Here is a 19328-nt window from a genome sequence, read left to right on the forward strand (position 1 = left end):
AGAGCGGGCTACAAAATAAGCGGTGTCAGCTTTCGTCATCGTCATCATCTTCATGGCCATGACTCTCATCATCGCAACAGGCGTCGATACCCTGGGCAATACAAGATCCATCATGGTGCTTCTCGCAACACCCCTTACGGCAATCGCTGCACTCGCAATCGCTCCAGATCGTGTAAGCCATAACATCGAGCGTTTTCACAGGGATCTCTGGATCATCGCTCATGATGACCAGTTCGCAGCATCTCGGGCATTTCTCAGTTGCCTTGTACCGGATCAAGACGCTCAGGCACGAACCGGGCACTAGCGTCGCCGGGAAGGGATTATTGATCAGCTTCCAGTGCTTGCTTTTGCGCTTGAATGCAACGCTTGTCACGTATAGTTTGCAGTCGCCTACGTTGCAGATGGAGATGGTACGCTCGCCGAGGCAACATGCCTTCACGCCCCCGATGCATGTAGAGCCGGTGACGACGAGCTTCCCGGAAGGCGCATTCCCGGAGACGGCGACGGTCTTTGCGCCTGCTGGATTGTCACTTTTGATTGTGATCATGGCCGCCCTTGGGCCGAAGCTATTCGGTTCAAACCGAATAGGCACCTGCAAGGAACCGCCAGCCGCTATAGCGATTGGATACGCCAGAACGTTGGGGGCAAGGAACTCGGCAGAAGAGGAAGTGATGCTGGTTATTGTGAGTGTGCAATGGCCGCTATTGCTTAAGGTCACCATCTCATCGACAAAAGATCCGATGCATGCATTACCAAAATTGCCTGCATTCGCGATTATCGCAACCAACCTTGGCGCCCCTACCGCTCCTGATATCTCCACCGATTTCGGACTGTTTGGATCGTTGCTGAACACAGTAATAGTTTCCGCTTTTGGACCGGGACTATTCGGTTGTAGCCGGATGGGTACTTCAATAGCGTCCCCTGCCTCAATGGTGACGGGATATGACAATACGCTCGGAACAAGGAACTCAGCGGAAGAGGAGGTAATGTTGGTTACGGCAAGCATATTGCCACCGCTGTTACTCAAGCTCAGGACCATATCCTGAAAGGCCCCGATGCATACCTCGCCAAAGTTACCGCTATCTGCGATCACCGTGACCAGTCTCGGTAGAATTGTTTCAATTATTGAACGTAAATCTGGCATCACACCAATGTTGCCAGGTACACCCCCACCTTGGGCAGTACCCGTAGCTGAATCTGACAACAGTGCGCGCATCTCGAGAGGCGATAGCGAATAACCATTATTTGCCTTGTTCATGCCCTGAACAATGAGCGCCGCTCCTGAAATAATAGGCGATGCCGAGCTAGTGCCATTAAAGCCCGCGGTATACGTCTTATCGTTATCACCACCGCCATTGTCGAGATCCCCATAACCTGCAGTTACAACGTTTTCACCCCAGGCATAACAGTCGACGCGGCTGCCAAAATTCGAGAAATTTGCGCGATTGTGAGGCAAAGGTGAAAGAGCGGCGCCCACCACGATTGCCCCTGATTCCTTGAAATCAGCGCTCCCTCGATTAAGTACGAAATTACCGCCTCCATCTGTATAGCTGTCCAGATCAAAAGAACCATTCCCCCCTGCTTCCACTACAACGATTCCGAGAGCCACGGCGAGCCGTATCGCGTCGAAATCTGCGGCATCGGTTTCAGTAGGTAAAAGACCTTTCTGAATCTCCAGCAATAATACGTCACCAATCTGCAGCGTCGGCAGAGCACCCGCAATCGCGTCAGCTACGTGCCCTGACGAGCTGCTGGCGGTATCCCAGTGACTTGTTACATTGACCGACGCTACCGAGGGTGCGATTCCGACAACACCCACCGTATTATCGTCAGCAATCACTTCGCCCAGCACTGCAGTTCCGTGATTACCTACATACCCATCCACGCCGTCGTGGTTATCACCGTACAAAAGAGTGGGTGATTTACTTGAAAAATCTTCGTGATTCAGAAACCAGCCTTGTTCCAAGTCAACAAATCCAACACCATTGCCTTCCCCGTTCGGTTGAGTCCAGGCCCAGCGTGCGTCGATTCCAACAGGAGCTGCGTCCTGGTAATTTTGATTGGCATTATAAGGATCGTCAGCCGGGTTAACCGCAGGATCCGTAGCCTCCAATTCGCGATATGCAACGTCCACTTCATTGAGGGCACTGAAACGTTTTACGATCTCTTCTGATTTTTCGGGAGAATGGCGAACATCGAGTTTCCAGTAAGAAGTGAGGCTATGTAATGGCGGTAGTTCGGTTTGAGCCGCCTGTTTTTCGAGTTCAAGTATCTTTTTTGGTGGCAACGCGCGTATCACTGGCCGTGTTTCTTTGATTTCATACAAATCAAGCAGTTTCTCGATACCATGCAATTTGCACTCAGCGGCAAACGATCGTAACGATTTTATCGACTCACTCGCAGAAGCGGCTTCCTGTGCGATTCGAATGACGATAAATCCGCTATAGCGAGGGGGGTAGACCTTTCCTGTTTCCATGTCGAACTCCTTTTAGGGATGCTGAAATCCAGCGGAATGAAAACGCTGAAGGGTTAATACCACCTTAGATCATCAATACAAATTGTCAATGAAGCGTATCCAAGAATCAGTCAAGGAAAGCGCAATCATGCCATTCGCCACCTTGTTCTATCACGCATTGCAACGTGCAGAACTCTGCTCCTGGTCAAGGATTTCAGGCAAGAACGGTGAGGTGTTGGCGCAGCCTTACCAGCAAAGCAGGTTCACACTCCGCGAATATGCTGCGTTGACTCCGCGGATGTGGGAGCACGTGAACCCATATGGACGGTTTGATCTGGACATGCATGTACGATTGGCTCTGTTGTGACCGTAATGGTGGCTGATGGCACGACTGTTGGCATACCCCTGATTGCGGAGCATGAAGATAATTTCTATCCCCTACTTCGCACTTCTTCAGAAAATGATAGTCAAAGTTCTTTAAGGAGGGGGATTTTAAGTACGGAGGTCATCATGAAAACGATGCTAGAGATTTTGATGACGGCACCGCCGGAACAAGTGACGCGATGCAAAATAGCTTTGGTGGAAATTGCGCACGGTCACTGGGATGCCGCCGCCTCGACAATGGAAGACGCGATAGATGAATCCGAAGTGGGAGAATGGGCGCTTGATTGCATGGAAATGCGGGATTTTTGCCTGACCATGGATAGAGTGAAATCCCAGGGGCTCACCGCCATAGAGAGGGCTGGATCAGACAGGGTTTATTTAGTAGTCTGAAAGCGTAAGCCAAGGAGTCGAAAGGATAAATGTTGTGCTTCGGTAGTTTTTCTACCGAGGAGAGGGATTCTTCGGAATCTCTTTTTTTATGCTTAGTGAAAATCGGCAACGGTGGCATCGTGGAATGTCCTGCCGCTATTAGCCGCCAGTCGTCGAGATACGAAACTCGCGAACCATTTCCAGCGTACGCAACGCTTCTGCAAGAGCGGATGCATTGTCAGGATTGGTCGTTCGAATATCCATGCAATATTCGAATAATCCGGCTTGGGTAATGCGATAACTTGTATTTGCAACGGTAAATCCATGATTAATCAGAAGGTTCTTAACTTCTTGCTCCGGCATCACGTTGTTCCTGTCGAAGCTGACGTAATATTGGGCATATGACTGCAGGGGAACCCGATCTTCAATCAGCTGAAACAAAGTGAGAATACCGAGTGTGAGAATGGTTCCTACAATGGCCGGAAAATAAAATCCTATACCCATCAGTATGCCAATCGCGGCCGTGATCCAGATGGAAGCGGCGGTTGTCAATCCGCGGATGCTTAAACCTTCCTTGAAAATCACTCCAGCGCCAAGAAAGCCTATGCCTGTCATGATTCCCTGGGCCATTCGGGTCGGATCTGTCCGTACGCTCCCTGCCGGCATGCCGGGAAGCCACATCCATTCATACAGCGCCACCAGCATCAGCAGACTGGACGCAAGACATACGAGCGCGTGAGTTCGGAAACCGGCGGGATGACCGTGGAGGCTTCTCTCGAAGCCGATGATCCCTCCCGCAATGAGTGCACCCACCAGATGCAGGGTGATGATGGAATATTCAGCACTCATACCAGCCTCCAAGTTATTGGACCCGGTGGCCTAGCAGCCTGTCGGACTTAAAGAAAATCGGCTGCAAAAGCATCTGACCGATCCATATTTCGCCGCTTTTTCAGTCAATAGAACAACTATGGGTCTTCAAAATCTACCCTCGTTCAGCCATTTTTTCGCTTCGATTCTTTAAGTCCGGCAGACTGCTAAGGTAATAAAACGTTACGTTTTCGGATAAGCGCTATTTTTTTCACCAGACAGCAATAGGGATTCCCGCAAATTCTTTTTTCTACGATTCAGATCTGGCGAGCCGATTTCGGATCACGCCACTCCGCCACTGGCGCTGATGTTCTGTCCCGTAACCCAGCCGGCGTCGTCACTTACCAGGAAAAGGACTACCCGGGCTATGTCTTCCGGCTCCCCCACACGGCCAACAAATGACATGCCCGCCATGCGCTTGATCGTTTCCTCGCTTTTGCCGGTGGTAAACATTTCCGTATTCACCGGCCCTGGCGAAACAATATTGGCGGCAATACCACGTCCGCCCTGCTCCTTCGCGAAGACGCGTGTCAATTGCTCCACGGCGCCTTTGCTGGCTGCGTAAGCACCATAATTTGGCAGCATCAGCCGGGTAACAGTACTGGACAGGCTGACCACCCGGCCGCCATCCGCAAGCCGCGTTGATGCCTCGCGTAAAGCATAAAAAACGCTCTTGACGTTGATATTCAAAATCCGGTCAAAGTCCTCATCGCTGATCTCGGCCATGTTCCTGGAAATAAGCACGCCCGCATTGTTGACGAGAATATCCACGCGGCTGAAGTGTTCGATTGCAGCATCGAAAAGTTTGCGCATTTCAGCCGAATTGCTGACGTCCGCCCTGACCGGAAGCGACTCGCCCCCTGCTTCCGCTATCGTGGCGCAAACGGCTTCGGCAGCCTTCCGGTTGCCAAGATAGTTGACAATGACTTTCGCTCCCGCGCCGGCCAGCGTGCGTGCAATCTCGGCGCCGATGCCACGCGACGAGCCGGTGATAATGGCAACTTTATCCTGAAGTGGTTTCTTCATTTCAGTGACTCTGGAGGGCATCTTGCCGAATCAACGCACTCAACATTTTTTTACGTTCCTGCATGATGGCAGATGCTGGAACCTTGTTCCCTTCCTACTCCCTTATACCTATGCACGTTGTTTCTTCGCAATCTCCGCCACATGCCTTCCCTGAAAACGGGCAATTTTCAACTCATTTTCCGAGGGCTGGCGCCTGCCGTCGGCACCAGCCAGTGTCCCTGCACCGTATGGCGATCCGCCGGTAATTTCATCCATGTTAAGCAGTTCCTGACAGGTATAGGGAACGCCCACAATAATCATGCCCTGATGCAGCAAGGTGCTATGAAAAGACGTAATCGTGGTTTCATGCCCCCCGTGTTGCGTGGCCGTGGAGGTGAACACGCTGGCGATCTTGCCGGCCAGACCGCCACTTAGCCACAACCGGCCGGTCTGGTCGAGAAAATTACGCATCTGCGCACACATGTTGCCAAAACGGGTGGGTGTGCCGAAGATGATGGCATCGTACGTAGGCAATTCGTCTACCGTGGCAATAGGTGCCGTCTGATCGAGTTTGGCGCCTGCTTTTCGCGCCACCTCTTCCGGTACCAGATCGGCCACGCGCTTGATGGTAACCTCAGTACCCTCCACACCGCGCGCGCCTTCGGCTACCGCTCCCGCCATGGTTTCGACGTGACCATACATACTGTAATAAAGAACAAGAATTTTTGTCATGTCATGTCTCCGTTTTAGAATGTACTGATGCATTGAGTATGGTCACAAGAAATAGAAGTATCAGAAGGTCCTCTCGGCAAAGTTCAATTCCACGCCGTTTCCTGCCGGATCTTTAAGGAATAATTGAGTGATCCCCATCGAGGGTACCTGGCCTGCCGTAAATGAAATGTTATTCCGTTTCAGGTGCGCTTCCATTTCTGCGCGGTTGGTGCAGGTGAATGCCACGTGATCAAAGGTGGTGGATGTGTGTGTGAGGCGCGTTTCATCCGGCTTTGTCTGGCTCAGGTGAAGAACGCATTGATTACCGGCGTAAAGCCAGTAGCCAGGGGTCCCAAGATCCGGCCGCTGGCCTTGTTCGAGGCCCACTATGTCGCAATAGAACGCTTTAAGTTCATCCATGAGTTCACGCGGGGCGCGCAGATTGAAATGGTTGAAGCCGATTGTGGTCATAGGGATTCCCGATAGTTGCGCCCAAGACGAAAAAGTCATTATTATGCCTATGCACCATTCATGTGGCGCCGGTTGGTAAGCTTAATCCCGGCAATCACTTACGGTCTGCTTTTCGTTGATTTATCGTCGGGTTACGCTTTGCCAACCCGACTTACTTCAACCAAAATGTCGGCATGATTGCTGCTGCAAGAGGTTTGCAGGCAGCCCAGTGATGGGCTGCGCTTTTGTTCTATTCATCATATGGAAAATCGGCCAGAGCCATTATTCGCTATTCCTTGGCTCCGCCGCTTTTCAGTAATTCGGCGGCGTTAAGATATTCCCTGCTCACCGCCCATTTCAGCGCGGTTCCGCCCGACTCATTGCGGATATTGGGGTCTGCTCCGTTTTTCAACAGGACTTTGATGGTGTCGGTGTGATTTCCCCTTGCTGCCATCATTAATGCGGTTGTCCCGTTCTCGGATGTGGAATTGATCGCCACGCCTCCATCCAATAATAACTGGATAATTTTCGGATGCCCGGTGGTTGCGGCATACAGCAAGGGATTCCATCCCGTATGATTGATCTCGGCACCCTTGACATAAAGTTTCTCCACGATATTGTAAAGGCCATTGTAGCTGGCAAGCATGATGGCGGTTTCACCATACTTGTTGCGCAGATTGAGCCGGGCGCCGGCGTCGATCAAAAGATCGACCAGCTTGGCATTTTTATGCCGGACGGCTACCATCAGCAGCGTATTCCCCCGCTCATCGGGTGTGTTGGGATCGGCGCCCCGGGCCAGCAGCTTTGCTATTTCCGAGGTTTGATCGTTTTCCACTGCCGAGCGCAAGTCTTCATAGGCTCCCGCCGCGGCAACCGGCGGTTGGCACAAACTGGCGGCGAGCAGAATGCAAGCCAGGGAAAAGGGTTTTCTTGACGCGTTCCTCATTCAGGCCGCCTTGAAAAGGTTGAAAAAATTAGCTGAAGTGGCGGAAGCGACTTCAGCCACGCCGATATTGCGCAATACCGCTATTTCTTCCGCAACGTGCCGTACAAAGGCGGGTTGATTCATCTTGCCGCGATGAGGCACGGGCGCGAGATAAGGCGAATCGGTTTCTATCAGCATTCTCTCCAGTTTGATTCTTTTGGCGACATCCTTGAGAGCAAGGGCATTCTTGAAAGTGACAATGCCCGAAAAAGAAATATGGAAATTCATTTCCATCGCTTGTTGCGCCACTTCCCAGCTTTCCGTAAAGCAATGCATCACCCCGCCGACGCTATCCGCGCCCTCCTCCGCCATGATGCGCAGTGTATCCGCCGCGGCTTCGCGGGTATGTATGATGAGCGGCTTGCCGCATTGTCGTGCCGCACGGATATGTTGACGGAAACGCTCTCGCTGCCACTCCAGATCACCTTTCATACGGAAATAATCCAGTCCGGTTTCACCGATGGCGATGACTTTGGGGTGATTAGCCAGAGATGCCAGTTGCGCTGCTTGCGGCTCGGCCAGGTTTTCATAATCGGGATGAACGCCGACAGAGGCAAACAGGTTGGAATGGGCTTCCGCCAGCGCCAGCACGCGGGGAAAATCTTCCAGATTAACGCTCACGCAGAGAGCGTGGCTGACATCGTTCTCCCGCATGTTATCCAGCAGTTCATTGAGATTGCCGGCAAGATCCGGAAAATCAAGATGGCAGTGGGAATCAACAAACATGGTTTATCCTAAGCAAATATCGCAAGTATCCGGGCAACCGGCGCATTCCCTTGGACAATCTCTCTCAATCACGATGCCTGCTTTGGCCGGGAGACGCGGGGGCAATCGACATCACGTAGGAAAACAGCATTTCCTCCAGAAATAACCTGGGGTTGAGGGGATGGCGCGCCAGCCGTTGCGTTGCATTCAAGGTGCGCAAGTAGGCTGCCAGCGCGCGCGGGTCGATTTCCAATGACAGTGATTTTATGGTGACAAGCATATTCAGATGGTAGCGGACTTTTCCGGTGGTACAAAAACTCATCAAATCATAGCACCATTTCTGCAGCCAGTTGACCAGCGTGGGCAAATCCAGCTTTTGCATTTCCTCGGCCAGCATGATCGGGTTAAAGTTTCCCGGTACGCTGATTTGCCTGATGAATGCCTCATGCCGCGCAAGATAATCGTCGTCGTTGAATTCCAGCGCGGCCAGCGGTGCGTAGCCTGCGGAAGCCAGACACGTCGCGGGGTCTTTGACCCCCTGCTGTTCAAGCCAGGCAGCCGCGGTTGCGGGATCAGGCGCTGGCATGGGAATTTGACGGCACCGGCTGCGCAGGGTCGGCAGCAAATGTTGCGCGTGGTGCGTTACCAGAATGAACAATGTCAGCGACGGCGGCTCCTCCAGATTCTTCAGCAACGCATTGGCGGCGGCAGGGTTCATTGTTTCTGCCGGATGAATCAGGATAACTTTGTAGCCGTTCTGGTGGCTGGATATATTAATGAAATCGGTAACGTCACGAACTTGCGCAACACTGATTTGTTTGCTGGGTTTCTTCCTGGATTTCGCACTGCCGGATTCCCCGGCGGAGGCTGCGAGGGGTTCCATTTCAGCACCTATCCCGGCGTCGGCGTTGTCCTCACCTGAACCGCCATCGGACGATTCCGCCATTGCCGTCATCGCTTCAGGTTCTATCAGGCGAAAGTCCGGATGACTTCCCTGCTCAAACCATCTGCAGCTTTGGCAATTTTCGCACGCATACCCTTCAATCGACGGATTCTCGCATAGCCAGAATTTTGCCAGCTGGCGTGCAAATACAAGCTTGCCAATACCTTGCCTGCCCCTTAGCAATAAGGCATGGCCCAGGGACGCGCTGTCTTGCGTCAATATTCGCCATGTCTCTTTTTGCCATGAGTAAATATTATTCATTAACAAATTGTTGAGATGATTTTATCAAGTGATTTCTTAACTTCTTCCAGAGGCTGATTTGCGTCTATAATGCTTATGCGCCGGGGAAACTTATGCGCCCTTTCCAGATAAGCGTCTCGTACTTTCCGGAAAAATGCATCGTGTTCTTTTTCGAACCGGTCAGCCGGCTTGATGGCACTTATCCGTTGCCTGCCTAATTCGACGGTTACATCGAAATAAAATGTGAGGTCAGGTTGAAATTCTCCCTGCACCCATTGTTCCAGACTGTCGAGCTTCTGCATAGCCAAACCTCTACCTCCTCCCTGGTACGCAAAGCTGGCATCGGTGAAACGATCTGAAATCACCCAGTCGCCCCGAGCCAGAGCCGGCAGAATCACCTTGTCCAAATGCTCCCGCCGGGCCGCGAACATCAGCAGCGCCTCCGTTTCGGCGTGCATTGTCCCATTATTGTCGAGCAGGAGTTCGCGTAACGCCTCACCCAGAGGGGTGCCTCCCGGTTCGCGCGTCACGACGACGGTTTTTCCCCTGCTCCGAAAAATGTTTTCAAGCCAGCCGAGATGGGTACTTTTGCCCGCGCCGTCTATGCCTTCGAGCGTGATAAATTTACCGAGGGTCATTCTTGAAGCCGTGCTAATAGTCATTGCTGAATGGCAGGAAGTCGTTCCAGACGATCATAGGTAATGTCTGCCCGTGTTATCTCTATGCACTGCGGTAACCTAAACTTAGGTTGCTGCAGTGCTGTTCCGTAGCTCTTCCGTCGAAAAATTTCTCGTTACCTTGACATTATCAAAATCATCATCTAAGTTAAATTTACAATGGGTCTTGGTATCGATTCTTTTCTAAATTCATGATTTTTTTCAGGACACAGCTTTTTATCCAGGCGGGGTTCATAGTTATTTGATAACTACGATTTGCTAAAAGATTATTCGCGTTCTTCCTGTAGTTGTACAAAACGCATCCACACTCTGTTTCCGATATAGGAATTTACTACAATTAAGCTCCATCAGGTAGCCAGCGTAGGTTTTAGTCGAAATATTCTAGTTCTTTTTAATAGCATTCTCATTCACTGCTGGTTTGATTTGGCCGGAAGGCTGAAACAGCTTTCTTTGGGGGATTGACTCATGTCTGTAACTGTAAGCTATCCTGGGGTTTATATACAGGAGGAAGCATCCGGCACCCGCGCGATTTCCGGTGTCGCAACTTCCATAGCGATGTTCGTCAGTATGGCCGAGCGTGGCCGTATGAATTTGCCGATCCGTCTCTTTAGTTTTGCCGATTTTGAGCGTGAATTCGGGGCGAGCACGAAGGGCGAATTGGCGGTCCAGGTGAGGCAGTTTTACCTGAATGGCGGCGGTGAGGCATGGGTGATGCGGATTGCAAAAGCTCCAGTGCACGCGACAGTGACACTGAAGGATCAAAGCGGGAGTGATGCCTTTACGGTGATTGCGCGCGACCCTGGGCTTGAGGGGAATCTGCTGCGGGTCGAGATCGACTACGACACTGCGAGTCCTGAAGAGACCTTCAACCTTACTGTCTTCCGTAGCCGTGTTCAATCCAACGGAACATACATCCGCGAAGCCGAGGAGAAGTATGCTGGCCTCTCGATGGACTCGAACTCTGCATTTTACGTGCAGAAAGTGATCAATGGTGTCAGCAGCTTAATCACAGTCGACGAGGTCAGCCCTCCTTCTGTGCCCATCAGGGGTATTTCGATAGCGGGCTTGGTATTGCCGTCGGATCAGGTGGAGGCTATTGCTCGTCTCCGCGCAATCGTCGAAAGAACAGCTAGCATTCGTGTTGTCATCGGCACAAACCCACCGGAAACGATAACTCTTTCCCGCATCAGTGACACCACTACTACCCTTGGGGATGTCGGAGATCTATGGGAAAGGAACATCACCGATGCGCTGATGAGTAGAGGCATTGCCTCGTCAATCACGGTCCAAATAAGCGACGTTGGGGCAGTCAATAGGGGGGTTCAGGGAGGACGGCTGTTAAGTATAGTCAGCGCAGATGCTTCGGTCAGGATCACTCCAGCTGCGGATGCCGATGCCTCGGTGCCACTGATGCTTGGCGCCGCCTCGGGAGGTATTGAGGGCTCATCCTTTGGGGATATTCGCCCCGCCCCGACAGGCCTAGTAGGCCGCAATGGAACCTCCGCGGATAATTTCCCGGCGCTGCGCCAATTTGCGGGAATTTTACGCAATGCTCTAATAAACTCCTCGCTGGAAGATGATCGTGGTGACCCGGTCGGTACGTCTAGCATTCCGCTCGGCAGTGAGGTTTTCATGTATGAGCATGGTGCCACGAAGACACTGAGTAACGTCCGTCAGGCGTTGGACGTGTTGGTGACGACGTTGAATGAAAATACTAATAGGCGCTGGCAGGCATTTCGCCACGGTCTAAGGCTCGCACTTAGGCCACGCTACGGTGACCACAATACGGGATTGGATGCGAAACTAACCACATCAACCTACAATATTGGGGGCCTCCAACAACCCTTTAATAATGAGGCATCTTTCAAAGCTTATAATGTGGCAGCCTATACGGTAGGCAAGATGGGAGGCGCCGGTGGACTCGGACCATTCCAAGCCGGCACGACAGCAACTCCGGGTGGAGATGGCGATGTTCCTACTATGAGAGAATACGCCAACGCCTATACGATCATTGAGCGCGAGGTCGGTCTCATCAATCTGATGGTGTTGCCGCGAGCGGAAGGGCAGACCGACGATCAACGAAAAGCACTCTGGGGGCCAGCTAGCGCATTTTGTGAGCGCAAGCGCGCTTTTCTGCTGATCGACCCAAGCAGTGGCTGGAACGACATCCGCAGCGCGGAAGTAGGGGTCGACGACATCCGCATCGGCGTGGAAACCCGCAACTCCGCTGCCTATTGGCCGCGGTTGCGCATCGCGAATGGTACGCCAGTCGGCAGGGACATCGATCCCTCAGGTTCGATAGCGGGTCTCATGGCGCGCATCGACGGTAATCGCGGTGTCTGGAAGGCTCCTGCGGGGCTCGAGGCAACAATTCGCGGTGTCATTGGCGTAAAACAACACATGACCGATCCAGAGAATGGTGTGATAAATCTCAAGGCGCTGAATGCAATTCGGGTTTTCCCTGCCGGAGTGGTGAGCTGGGGTGCACGCACCCTGGTCGGTTTCAATGATTCGGGCAATATCGACGACAAGTATATACCGGTCCGCCGCACCATGCTTTTCATTGAAGAGAGCCTCTATCGCGGTCTGCGTTTCGCGGTATTCGAGCCGAATGACGAACCACTCTGGGCTCAAATCCGTCTCGCCGCAGGGTCCTTCATGAATGGTCTTTTCCGGCAGGGTGCTTTTGCCGGGGGGAAGACGTCCGATGCGTATTTTGTCGTTTGCGATAGCACCACAACCACGCCGAACGATATCAATCTAGGCATAGTTAACGTCATTGTCGCCTTCGCGCCTCTGAAACCAGCCGAGTTTGTGGTTTTGACGGTCAAGCAGATCGCCGGCCAAGTCCACGTCTAGCTACTCATCGATAGGAGGAGTTACGCATATGTCACAGTTTACGGTTAATACTACTCGCATCGATCCTTATAAAAACTTCAAATTTCGGGTCGTTTGGGATGGCCAGCCGGTTGCCGGTGTGAGCAAGGTTAGCGGACTTAAGCGCACGACCGAGCTTGTCAGCCATCGTGATGGCGGCGATCTTTCGACAAAACACCATTCACCGGGGGTGTCCACCTTCGAGCCCATTACCATCGAACGCGGCATCACGCACGATACCGCCTTTGAACAATGGGCGTCCAAAACCTTTTCGATTGCCGGTGACGCTGCGGTTTCACTGAGGGATTTCCGTAAGAACATCATTATCGAACTCTACAATCTACAAGGGGTCAAGGTGCGCAGCTGGAATGTATTTCACTGCTGGGTATCGGAATTTACCGCGCTGCCCGAACTCGACGCAAATGCTAACGCCATTGCCTTCGAAACCATCGTAATACAGAACGAAGGCTTTGTTCGTGACGGGCAGGTGAATGAGCTACCCGAGTTTTAAGGACAAGTCTTCAAGGAAGCAGCATGCGCACTGTAGACCTTTCTGGAGACAATCGCGGGCCGCTAACCGTCCATTTGCGCCCCGTGACCGGTGCGGACGAATGGCTGGTATCGAGTGCGGAGCCTGCAGTTGTATTGGTCTTGCTGGGTAGGCTGGTGGTGAATACGGATCTTGCCGCACTAACCGTTTCCCAGGTTGACCGGTTGTTAGCCGCTGTCTATGACATGCTTTATGGAGATCGCGCAGAGTGTCAGGTGCGATGCAAGGCTTGTCGTGAAGGTTATGAGTTTACCCTCTCCCTTTCTACCATAATCGCGGCGCAAGACGCGGCATGGATTGGGCCGCCAGCTGCGGATGGAACCTGGACCCTATCCGATGGGAGGCGGCTGCGTGCTCCCAAACTCGGCGATCTCGAGGCCGCTAAACAGCAGCCCGAGGCATTGTTCGCACGGCTGGTGGTAGCGGGCGATCCCACCACCAGACCGGAGCTGGTCACGGAGTTTCTCGATCGTGCAGCGCCACTGCTATCATTTGATCTAAGTGCTCCCTGCCCCCATTGCGGTAGCGAGGAGATCGTTTACTTTGATCTATCTCGTTATTTATCGCAGCGGCTTGCGGGGGAGCGTGTATTGATGCTGCGTGAAATACACTTGATCGCATCCCGATATGGCTGGTCTCACAGCGAGATCATGCAGCTCTCGCGCGACGACCGCCGAGGCTATGCTGGGCTGATCGGAGCTGAACGCGCCAGTGGTCTGGGGCAGAGGGCAGGATGACCGGCTATCTTCAGCGATTGTTTGACCGTACCGTGCCTGCTTCCACTTCACTGGCGCAAGTAGTGCCTGCGGGGATATCGCTCTCGCCAGTCGCCGATGCGGATCAGCGTCTGAATGATCCTGCTATTGCTGGGCAGTTCGGGTTCATAACCTTAGCGGAACAGGCAGAGGAGTCAACCGTCGCAGAAGAATTACTCAGTCCTTATCCACTTCGAAGTCAGTTCTTGCCGCCTTCGTACCAGTCGTCGGTCAAGGAGCCGTCTACCGCCACCTCTGCACAGGTAGCCGCTGCTTCGACATCGGCCGCTGTACCGTTGGAGATGATAAATTTTACGCCGCCCTTCATGAGTAGCATTTCTCCTGAAGATCTACTTCTACCAGACGTGAGTGACTCCACCACACCCCTGCCGTCTGAGCCCCCGCGTTTCCCTAAATCTGAGGGTGTCGAACCGCCGCCATTAAGGCCGCATTTCCCGGAGCTGCAAGCTCGCAGGCTTGTATCCGAGCCCATTCAGAAGGTGTCAGTCGCCCTTGACCCGGCGACGGCCGCGCCGGTAATCGAGCCAACGCGGCCCATCCCCGCCATTCAAGTCGCGGACCCCGTACCTTCGGTGGCTAATAGGGAGCAAATCAAGAAACCGGCCAAGAAACCGGCAGGGTTGTCCTGGAATGTCGCCTTGACGTCCGAGCTGCGCAACCCAACAGAGCTGATGCCGCCGCCCGTTAGCATGCCACCATTGCCTGGCTCAATGGAACCGGATACGAACGCCCTCTCTTCTTCTCAGCCGATAAAAGCCGCTGAAAAGGCGGCTCGCCAATCCCGGCGGCCGACAGCCCTTCCCATCTCAGAGGCATCCCGCTCACCCCTTTCCGACACCGCCACCGAGATATTCCGTTCCAGTGTTACCGACGAGGCGCGCCGTTCGCCTCGACCGATGACTGCCGCTGCAGCCTCGGTAATCGGGCCGCTCGCGCCGCGACGCAGAGCGGTGACACTGTTCGGCTTGCGGAGAAGATAAAGATGGCGACCACAAATCTTTTCCTGGTCACGCAGACATTGATACGGCTCCTCGACTTCAATGTCCGGGCACTGCTGCGGCGGGAGCTGCCGCCCTCCGCCCCGCTGCCGGCGATTACGGTAACGGCAATGCCTCCGGAGAAAGTGGGTGCCGTTCAAAACACATTGAATTTGTATCTTTATCACGTAATAGAGGACGCCTATTTCAAGAATCTTCCACCCCCCGGCCGCGGAGCGGAGGCAGCGGTCTCTCGGCAACCGCTGTCGCTTGCGCTTTACTATATTCTTACCGCGCACCATGAGATCAACGATATCTTTGATGCGGAGGCCCAGCAGCATTACTTTGGCTTGGGAATGAAGTCTTTCCACGATAATCCGGTGATCGATGACGATTTGGCGATTTCTCCGGATGGCGGTCTTGCACAGACAGTCATGGCATCCGGGCTCCAGGGAAGGGGAAATCGAATCGAGATTTCGCTTCGTCCATTGACGGCAGAGGAATCTCTCACCTTTTGGTCGGCCGAGCAAACCGCCACGACTCGACTCTCGGCCTACTACGAAGTGCGCACAATCTTTCTGGAGCCCGAAGAACCGAGCGGAGCGCATGGCACCGTTTTCGACCTGGGGCTCTTCCTTTCAGCTGGACAGGCGCCTGTGCTGGAGCGAGTTTCGGCGTTGACCTACTTCAATCCCCCAGTTGAGACCGGCTTGGGCCCGCAGATCATCGAGACAATGCCGGCGCGCGCAACCCTTGCCCCCGGAATGGTGCCTGAGGTAAGCAGAGTACGGCTGGCAGGAATGGCGCTTCGGGGCGACGGCAGGGTTGGATCGGCGCGGATCGTGCTGCGCACGTCCGCCTGGCGTGAGCGCATGCCGCCAGTACGTTCTGCCGGGATCGATCCAGCCCTGAATCCTGGATGGGGAATCGCATTGACAGAGTACGCAGGCCAATTCGATCTACAAGGCATACTCGTGATCGATACCGGCGACGGCCCGGTATCCATGGAGGTAACCCCAGGCATTTACGCCGTTTCGGTGGAAACGACCCGGCGGATGGAGACACCAGGCGGAGTCGCTCGCTTCACGTCGTCCGAAAGCAATCAGATCGCTTTTTCGGTGGGTGCACGAATCGAGGGTGTAGACCCACCGAACGGTTCTGGCCGAATGATGCTCAAGGTCTTCAATCTGTTTGATATGACCGCGGGGCTGGATGTGCAGCTCGCTATTGACGGCATCCGCTATGCCGAGCTCGAGACTGCCGATTTCGCCAATATTCCGTCTCAGGACCGGGGGTTCTTTGAGCGGCAGCCAGGACAAATCGAGTTTCATCCGCTGTTCGATCCTCTGCTATCAGCATCCCATCCTGTCCGGTTGATCATCAACGGTGCCGAATCCCAGCCTTTCTGGATAGAGACGCCATGATCCCCCTGCATGCCGATAATAAAACCCGGATGATGATGTCCGCCGCCGAGCTGATTGCGTTGCGGACGCGCACCCTCATCGAGCGCCGAATGGGTGGGCTTCCGGATCCCGGTGCCGGCCAATCCGAAGAGGAGCTGGCGTGCAACGTCACCGATTCCGAGTTTGACCAACGGCTGGCGGGCCTGGAAGGCCGGGCTTGGGCGCGGTTGGTCAAGTTATTTGCGCTATCGCCTGTCGAGGCGGACCTCCTGCAACTGGCTGTTGCAGTAGCCGTAGAACCCGCACTCGGCCCGCTTATCGCCCGCGCGCAGGGAGCGGAAGGCCGCTTTCTGCCAACCGAACCGTTGGTCAAACGGCTCCATGGACATCCTGGACGACCGATTTGGCGTCCGACCAGTGCTCTTTCCATGTGGCGGCTGGTGATATCAACGCGTTATGGTCCAGGGGAGCCTGCCGGTTTTGAGGCCGACCCCCGAATCGTAGACTGGCTATTTGGCACGCTAGCGCTGGATGCAACGCTGTTGCTGGCGATAGATGCGGCACGGCAAGATCCGCTACCCCCCGAGTGGCCCGTGCAAGAGACTGCCGAGCGGCTGGACCATGCCCTGAAGTCGGGCACCGAAGTCAGATTAGTGGTTCGGGGACGTGCTGGCACTGGGCGCCGCGCATTTGCCGCCGCAATCGCCCGGTCGCTTGGCCGGGATGCGCTGGTGGTTGATCCGGCAATGATTCCAATCTCGGACTGGATCGACTCCTACATACGGGTGCAACGTTTTGCTCTTTATGCGGATGTCGCGCTGGTCTGGCGGGAGGGTGGGTCCATCTGGCCTGCCAAGATACCCATGGCGCCCATTCAAATCGTTTGCAGCGATGAAGTCCTCCCCCCCGTCCGGGATGGCGCTGCTGACCTGGAAATAGTGTTGCCAGAGCCGGGCTTGGCCGCCAAAGCTGGAATCTGGAGCGCGCTTGTTCCCGCCCTGGCTGCTCACAGCATGCAGCTGGCTGCAATCCCGGGGTTGTCCCTTGGCGACCTAAAGGAGGTAGGCCGGGCCGCCCCCCGCACACTAGCGGAGGCCGCCGCCCATCTGCGAGTCAAGGGACGCGCTCGCATGCGGGAGGTGGGCCAGGTGATCGATCCTCGCTTCGACTGGAACGACTTGATTCTTCCAAGCGATTTGGTTGTTCAGCTTCGCCGTATTACCTTCGAAGCACGCACCCGGCCCACACTGATGGAGAATCCTGAGACCGCGCGACTTTTCGAGGGAGCGGCCGGGCTCTCTGCGCTGTTTGCCGGGCCGCCGGGAGTAGGCAAGTCGATGGCAGCGCAAGTCATCGCACAGGATCTGGGCGTGAATCTTCTGGTGATCGACCTTGCCGTCACGACAAGTAAATTCATTGGAGAGACAGCCAAGAATTTATCGAACGCTTTTGCCAAGGCTCGCGCCGCAGGCGCTGCACTGATCTTTGAGGAAGCTGACGCCTTCTTTGCCCGGCGGACAGATGTCAAAGACTCGAACGACCGCCATGCCAATGCCGATACCAACCACCTCTTGCAATTGCTGGAGACGCATGATGGATTGGTCATTCTCTCCACCAATCGGCGCTCAAACATTGACCCAGCCTTTATCCGACGACTGCGCCATGTCGTGGAATTTCCGAAACCCGGCCCCGGCGAGCGACGGTATCTGTGGAAAACCATGCTGGCAGCGCTTGGCATCGATCCGACGGCTCTACTCGCAACACTTGATAGTCTTGCGAATAGCTACGACCTTTCGCCTGCCCAGATCAAAAGTGCGGCGCTGAGCGCCCGCTACGCCGCGCTGGAAACTGGGAGCACCGTTACCGCCGCAGGCCTGGAAGCAGCGGCTGGAGCCGAATTGACCAAGGAAGGCCGATCAGTTCCAGTCTCGGCTCACTCACCGCGACGTCAGAGGAGCATGCTTCATGGCTGAAACAGGCAATCCGCAGAGCCCTCAAGTGCTGCGAGGCGCAATTATTCAGCTGATGGAAGATCTCGGGATCATCACTCCCAATATTATTCCTTTTCAATACAATCCCGCAACGATGACCCGAAACCTCAGGCCCTGGAACCCATTTGAAGTCGATCAGGCGAATCGGGGCGCACAAGCGCCGATGGTGCAGCCTTATGATCCAGAGGAAACCTACAGCTTTACCCTTGATCTGGACGCCACCGATGATCTGGAGGATGGCGATCCCATCGCTGTGAGCACAGGAGTCGCCTCGCGAATTGCGGCCATCCAGAAGCTGATCGAACCATCAAAGGGGCTCTTCGGCGATTTGATCGCGAGCGCGCAATCTCTTGCCGGTGATATCGAGCGACAAGCAGCAAGGGCCTCGGTCCCGATCGCACTATTTGTCATGGGGCCAGGGTTGATTTTGCCCATTCGTGTCACTTCGCTCTCTATTGAAGTCAAGGAATTTACACCGGCACTCTATCCCCACATGGCGGAGATTCAACTTGAGCTGCGCGTGCTCACGCCCGAAGTCTTCAAATGCAGGCGCGGTGCTGCGATCGATTTGGCCATTGCTGCCTATGATCTGACACGCCTGCAAGAAGACGGGCTCGCAATCGCTAATTTTGCGAACTCGCTGAAGGCCGCGCGTTCGATGCTACCGTTCTGAGAGAGGCCATGTCTATATTTGATGCAAAAAGCCGTTACGTAAAGTATGCCCTAATTACCACCGCGGTCGACCGGTGTGGACGCACTGTCGTATGCGTCACCCCGGCTGAAATGCATCCCCAGGCCGAACTGGGACGGCACAAGTTAAGGCAGGGTCAACGGCTTGATCATCTTGCCAGCCATTACCTGGGTGACCCCGCGGGTTTCTGGCGTATAGCCCAGATCAATGATGCGATAACGGTGGAAGCGGTGTCAAGGAAGTACCTTGTGAGTATTCCAACCAAAGGCTGA

At 54.2% G+C, this 19328-nt stretch carries 19 protein-coding genes; 10 read left to right on the forward strand and 9 right to left on the reverse strand.

Annotation, left to right across the window (positions count from 1 at the left end; all coding sequences use genetic code 11):
- Nucleotides 1–25: 25 nt before the first annotated feature.
- Complete coding sequence (locus BLO43_RS01245; RefSeq protein WP_090905270.1) at nt 26–2476, reverse strand: choice-of-anchor D domain-containing protein; 2451 nt, start codon at nt 2474–2476, stop codon at nt 26–28.
- A gap of 127 nt (nt 2477–2603) precedes the next feature.
- Between BLO43_RS01245 and BLO43_RS01250 the strand changes: the two genes are divergently transcribed.
- Nucleotides 2604–2822 (forward strand): hypothetical protein, encoded by a 219-nt coding sequence (locus BLO43_RS01250; protein ID WP_139149208.1) that lies wholly within the window; start codon nt 2604–2606, stop codon nt 2820–2822.
- A gap of 143 nt (nt 2823–2965) precedes the next feature.
- Nucleotides 2966–3229, forward strand: a complete 264-nt coding sequence (locus tag BLO43_RS01255) for a hypothetical protein (protein ID WP_090905274.1) — start codon at nt 2966–2968, stop codon at nt 3227–3229.
- A gap of 138 nt (nt 3230–3367) precedes the next feature.
- Here the strand turns inward: BLO43_RS01255 and BLO43_RS01260 are convergent, their stop codons facing one another.
- The 8 genes from BLO43_RS01260 to tmk all read right to left on the reverse strand — a co-directional run bounded on the left by BLO43_RS01260 (nt 3368) and on the right by tmk (nt 9752).
- Nucleotides 3368–4057: an MgtC/SapB family protein gene (locus tag BLO43_RS01260; RefSeq protein ID WP_090905276.1), complete on the reverse strand. Its 690-nt coding sequence runs from the start codon at nt 4055–4057 to the stop codon at nt 3368–3370.
- A gap of 300 nt (nt 4058–4357) precedes the next feature.
- On the reverse strand, nt 4358–5101 hold the full coding sequence (locus tag BLO43_RS01265) for an SDR family oxidoreductase (RefSeq protein WP_074634241.1): 744 nt from the start codon (nt 5099–5101) through the stop codon (nt 4358–4360).
- 108 nt (nt 5102–5209) lie between these two features.
- On the reverse strand, nt 5210–5812 hold the full coding sequence (gene wrbA / locus BLO43_RS01270) for an NAD(P)H:quinone oxidoreductase (RefSeq protein WP_074632124.1): 603 nt from the start codon (nt 5810–5812) through the stop codon (nt 5210–5212).
- A 60-nt stretch (nt 5813–5872) separates the two neighbouring features.
- Nucleotides 5873–6262, reverse strand: coding sequence for a VOC family protein (locus tag BLO43_RS01275; RefSeq protein ID WP_090905278.1), 390 nt, complete (start codon nt 6260–6262; stop codon nt 5873–5875).
- Nucleotides 6263–6530: 268 nt separating this feature from the next.
- Nucleotides 6531–7187 (reverse strand): ankyrin repeat domain-containing protein, encoded by a 657-nt coding sequence (locus tag BLO43_RS01280; protein ID WP_090905280.1) that lies wholly within the window; start codon nt 7185–7187, stop codon nt 6531–6533.
- Complete coding sequence (locus BLO43_RS01285; RefSeq protein ID WP_090905282.1) at nt 7188–7952, reverse strand: TatD family hydrolase; 765 nt, start codon at nt 7950–7952, stop codon at nt 7188–7190.
- 64 nt (nt 7953–8016) lie between these two features.
- The gene (gene holB, locus BLO43_RS01290; RefSeq protein WP_090905284.1) at nt 8017–9135 is read right to left on the reverse strand and encodes a DNA polymerase III subunit delta'; all 1119 of its coding nucleotides are present in this window, start codon (nt 9133–9135) and stop codon (nt 8017–8019) included.
- Entirely contained in the window at nt 9135–9752 is a 618-nt protein-coding gene (tmk, locus tag BLO43_RS01295; protein ID WP_090905286.1) for a dTMP kinase, read from the reverse strand. Before tmk ends, holB begins: the two co-directional genes overlap by 1 nt.
- Before the next feature lie 504 nt (nt 9753–10256).
- Between tmk and BLO43_RS01300 the strand changes: the two genes are divergently transcribed.
- Genes BLO43_RS01300 through BLO43_RS01335 form a run of 8 tightly spaced genes read left to right on the forward strand, consistent with a single transcriptional unit; the run spans nt 10257 to nt 19328 of the window.
- A complete protein-coding gene (locus tag BLO43_RS01300; protein ID WP_090905288.1) occupies nt 10257–12650 on the forward strand; it encodes a phage tail sheath family protein in 2394 nt (797 codons plus the stop codon).
- Nucleotides 12651–12678: 28 nt separating this feature from the next.
- Nucleotides 12679–13179, forward strand: a complete 501-nt coding sequence (locus BLO43_RS01305; RefSeq protein ID WP_090905290.1) for a phage tail protein — start codon at nt 12679–12681, stop codon at nt 13177–13179.
- A 23-nt stretch (nt 13180–13202) separates the two neighbouring features.
- Nucleotides 13203–13955, forward strand: a complete 753-nt coding sequence (locus tag BLO43_RS01310; RefSeq protein WP_090905292.1) for a hypothetical protein — start codon at nt 13203–13205, stop codon at nt 13953–13955.
- Nucleotides 13952–14974 carry a hypothetical protein gene (locus BLO43_RS01315; protein WP_090905294.1) on the forward strand — a complete coding sequence of 341 codons (1023 nt, stop codon included), beginning with the start codon at nt 13952–13954 and terminating at the stop codon, nt 14972–14974. Before BLO43_RS01310 ends, BLO43_RS01315 begins: the two co-directional genes overlap by 4 nt.
- Nucleotides 14975–14976: 2 nt before the next feature.
- Nucleotides 14977–16395, forward strand: a complete 1419-nt coding sequence (locus BLO43_RS01320; RefSeq protein WP_090905296.1) for a Pvc16 family protein — start codon at nt 14977–14979, stop codon at nt 16393–16395.
- Nucleotides 16392–18347, forward strand: a complete 1956-nt coding sequence (locus BLO43_RS01325; protein WP_090905298.1) for an ATP-binding protein — start codon at nt 16392–16394, stop codon at nt 18345–18347. The genes BLO43_RS01320 and BLO43_RS01325 overlap by 4 nt, the downstream gene beginning before the upstream one ends.
- Nucleotides 18340–19038 (forward strand): hypothetical protein, encoded by a 699-nt coding sequence (locus tag BLO43_RS01330; protein ID WP_090905299.1) that lies wholly within the window; start codon nt 18340–18342, stop codon nt 19036–19038. Before BLO43_RS01325 ends, BLO43_RS01330 begins: the two co-directional genes overlap by 8 nt.
- 8 nt (nt 19039–19046) lie before the next feature.
- Entirely contained in the window at nt 19047–19328 is a 282-nt protein-coding gene (locus BLO43_RS01335; RefSeq protein ID WP_090905301.1) for a hypothetical protein, read from the forward strand.

This window comes from Nitrosospira sp. Nsp13, assembly GCF_900101945.1.
In the GTDB taxonomy this organism is placed as follows: Bacteria; Pseudomonadota; Gammaproteobacteria; order Burkholderiales; family Nitrosomonadaceae; genus Nitrosospira; species Nitrosospira multiformis_D.

Coding starts and splice junctions, on each gene's coding strand:
- BLO43_RS01245 (WP_090905270.1), bottom strand. CDS start 2,476: ATGGAAACAGGAAAGGTCTACCCCCCTCGCTATAGCGGATTTATCGTC.
- BLO43_RS01250 (WP_139149208.1), top strand. CDS start 2,604: ATGCCATTCGCCACCTTGTTCTATCACGCATTGCAACGTGCAGAACTC.
- BLO43_RS01255 (WP_090905274.1), top strand. CDS start 2,966: ATGAAAACGATGCTAGAGATTTTGATGACGGCACCGCCGGAACAAGTG.
- BLO43_RS01260 (WP_090905276.1), bottom strand. CDS start 4,057: ATGAGTGCTGAATATTCCATCATCACCCTGCATCTGGTGGGTGCACTC.
- BLO43_RS01265 (WP_074634241.1), bottom strand. CDS start 5,101: ATGAAGAAACCACTTCAGGATAAAGTTGCCATTATCACCGGCTCGTCG.
- wrbA (WP_074632124.1), bottom strand. CDS start 5,812: ATGACAAAAATTCTTGTTCTTTATTACAGTATGTATGGTCACGTCGAA.
- BLO43_RS01275 (WP_090905278.1), bottom strand. CDS start 6,262: ATGACCACAATCGGCTTCAACCATTTCAATCTGCGCGCCCCGCGTGAA.
- BLO43_RS01280 (WP_090905280.1), bottom strand. CDS start 7,187: ATGAGGAACGCGTCAAGAAAACCCTTTTCCCTGGCTTGCATTCTGCTC.
- BLO43_RS01285 (WP_090905282.1), bottom strand. CDS start 7,952: ATGTTTGTTGATTCCCACTGCCATCTTGATTTTCCGGATCTTGCCGGC.
- holB (WP_090905284.1), bottom strand. CDS start 9,135: ATGAATAATATTTACTCATGGCAAAAAGAGACATGGCGAATATTGACG.
- tmk (WP_090905286.1), bottom strand. CDS start 9,752: ATGACCCTCGGTAAATTTATCACGCTCGAAGGCATAGACGGCGCGGGC.
- BLO43_RS01300 (WP_090905288.1), top strand. CDS start 10,257: ATGTCTGTAACTGTAAGCTATCCTGGGGTTTATATACAGGAGGAAGCA.
- BLO43_RS01305 (WP_090905290.1), top strand. CDS start 12,679: ATGTCACAGTTTACGGTTAATACTACTCGCATCGATCCTTATAAAAAC.
- BLO43_RS01310 (WP_090905292.1), top strand. CDS start 13,203: ATGCGCACTGTAGACCTTTCTGGAGACAATCGCGGGCCGCTAACCGTC.
- BLO43_RS01315 (WP_090905294.1), top strand. CDS start 13,952: ATGACCGGCTATCTTCAGCGATTGTTTGACCGTACCGTGCCTGCTTCC.
- BLO43_RS01320 (WP_090905296.1), top strand. CDS start 14,977: ATGGCGACCACAAATCTTTTCCTGGTCACGCAGACATTGATACGGCTC.
- BLO43_RS01325 (WP_090905298.1), top strand. CDS start 16,392: ATGATCCCCCTGCATGCCGATAATAAAACCCGGATGATGATGTCCGCC.
- BLO43_RS01330 (WP_090905299.1), top strand. CDS start 18,340: ATGGCTGAAACAGGCAATCCGCAGAGCCCTCAAGTGCTGCGAGGCGCA.
- BLO43_RS01335 (WP_090905301.1), top strand. CDS start 19,047: ATGTCTATATTTGATGCAAAAAGCCGTTACGTAAAGTATGCCCTAATT.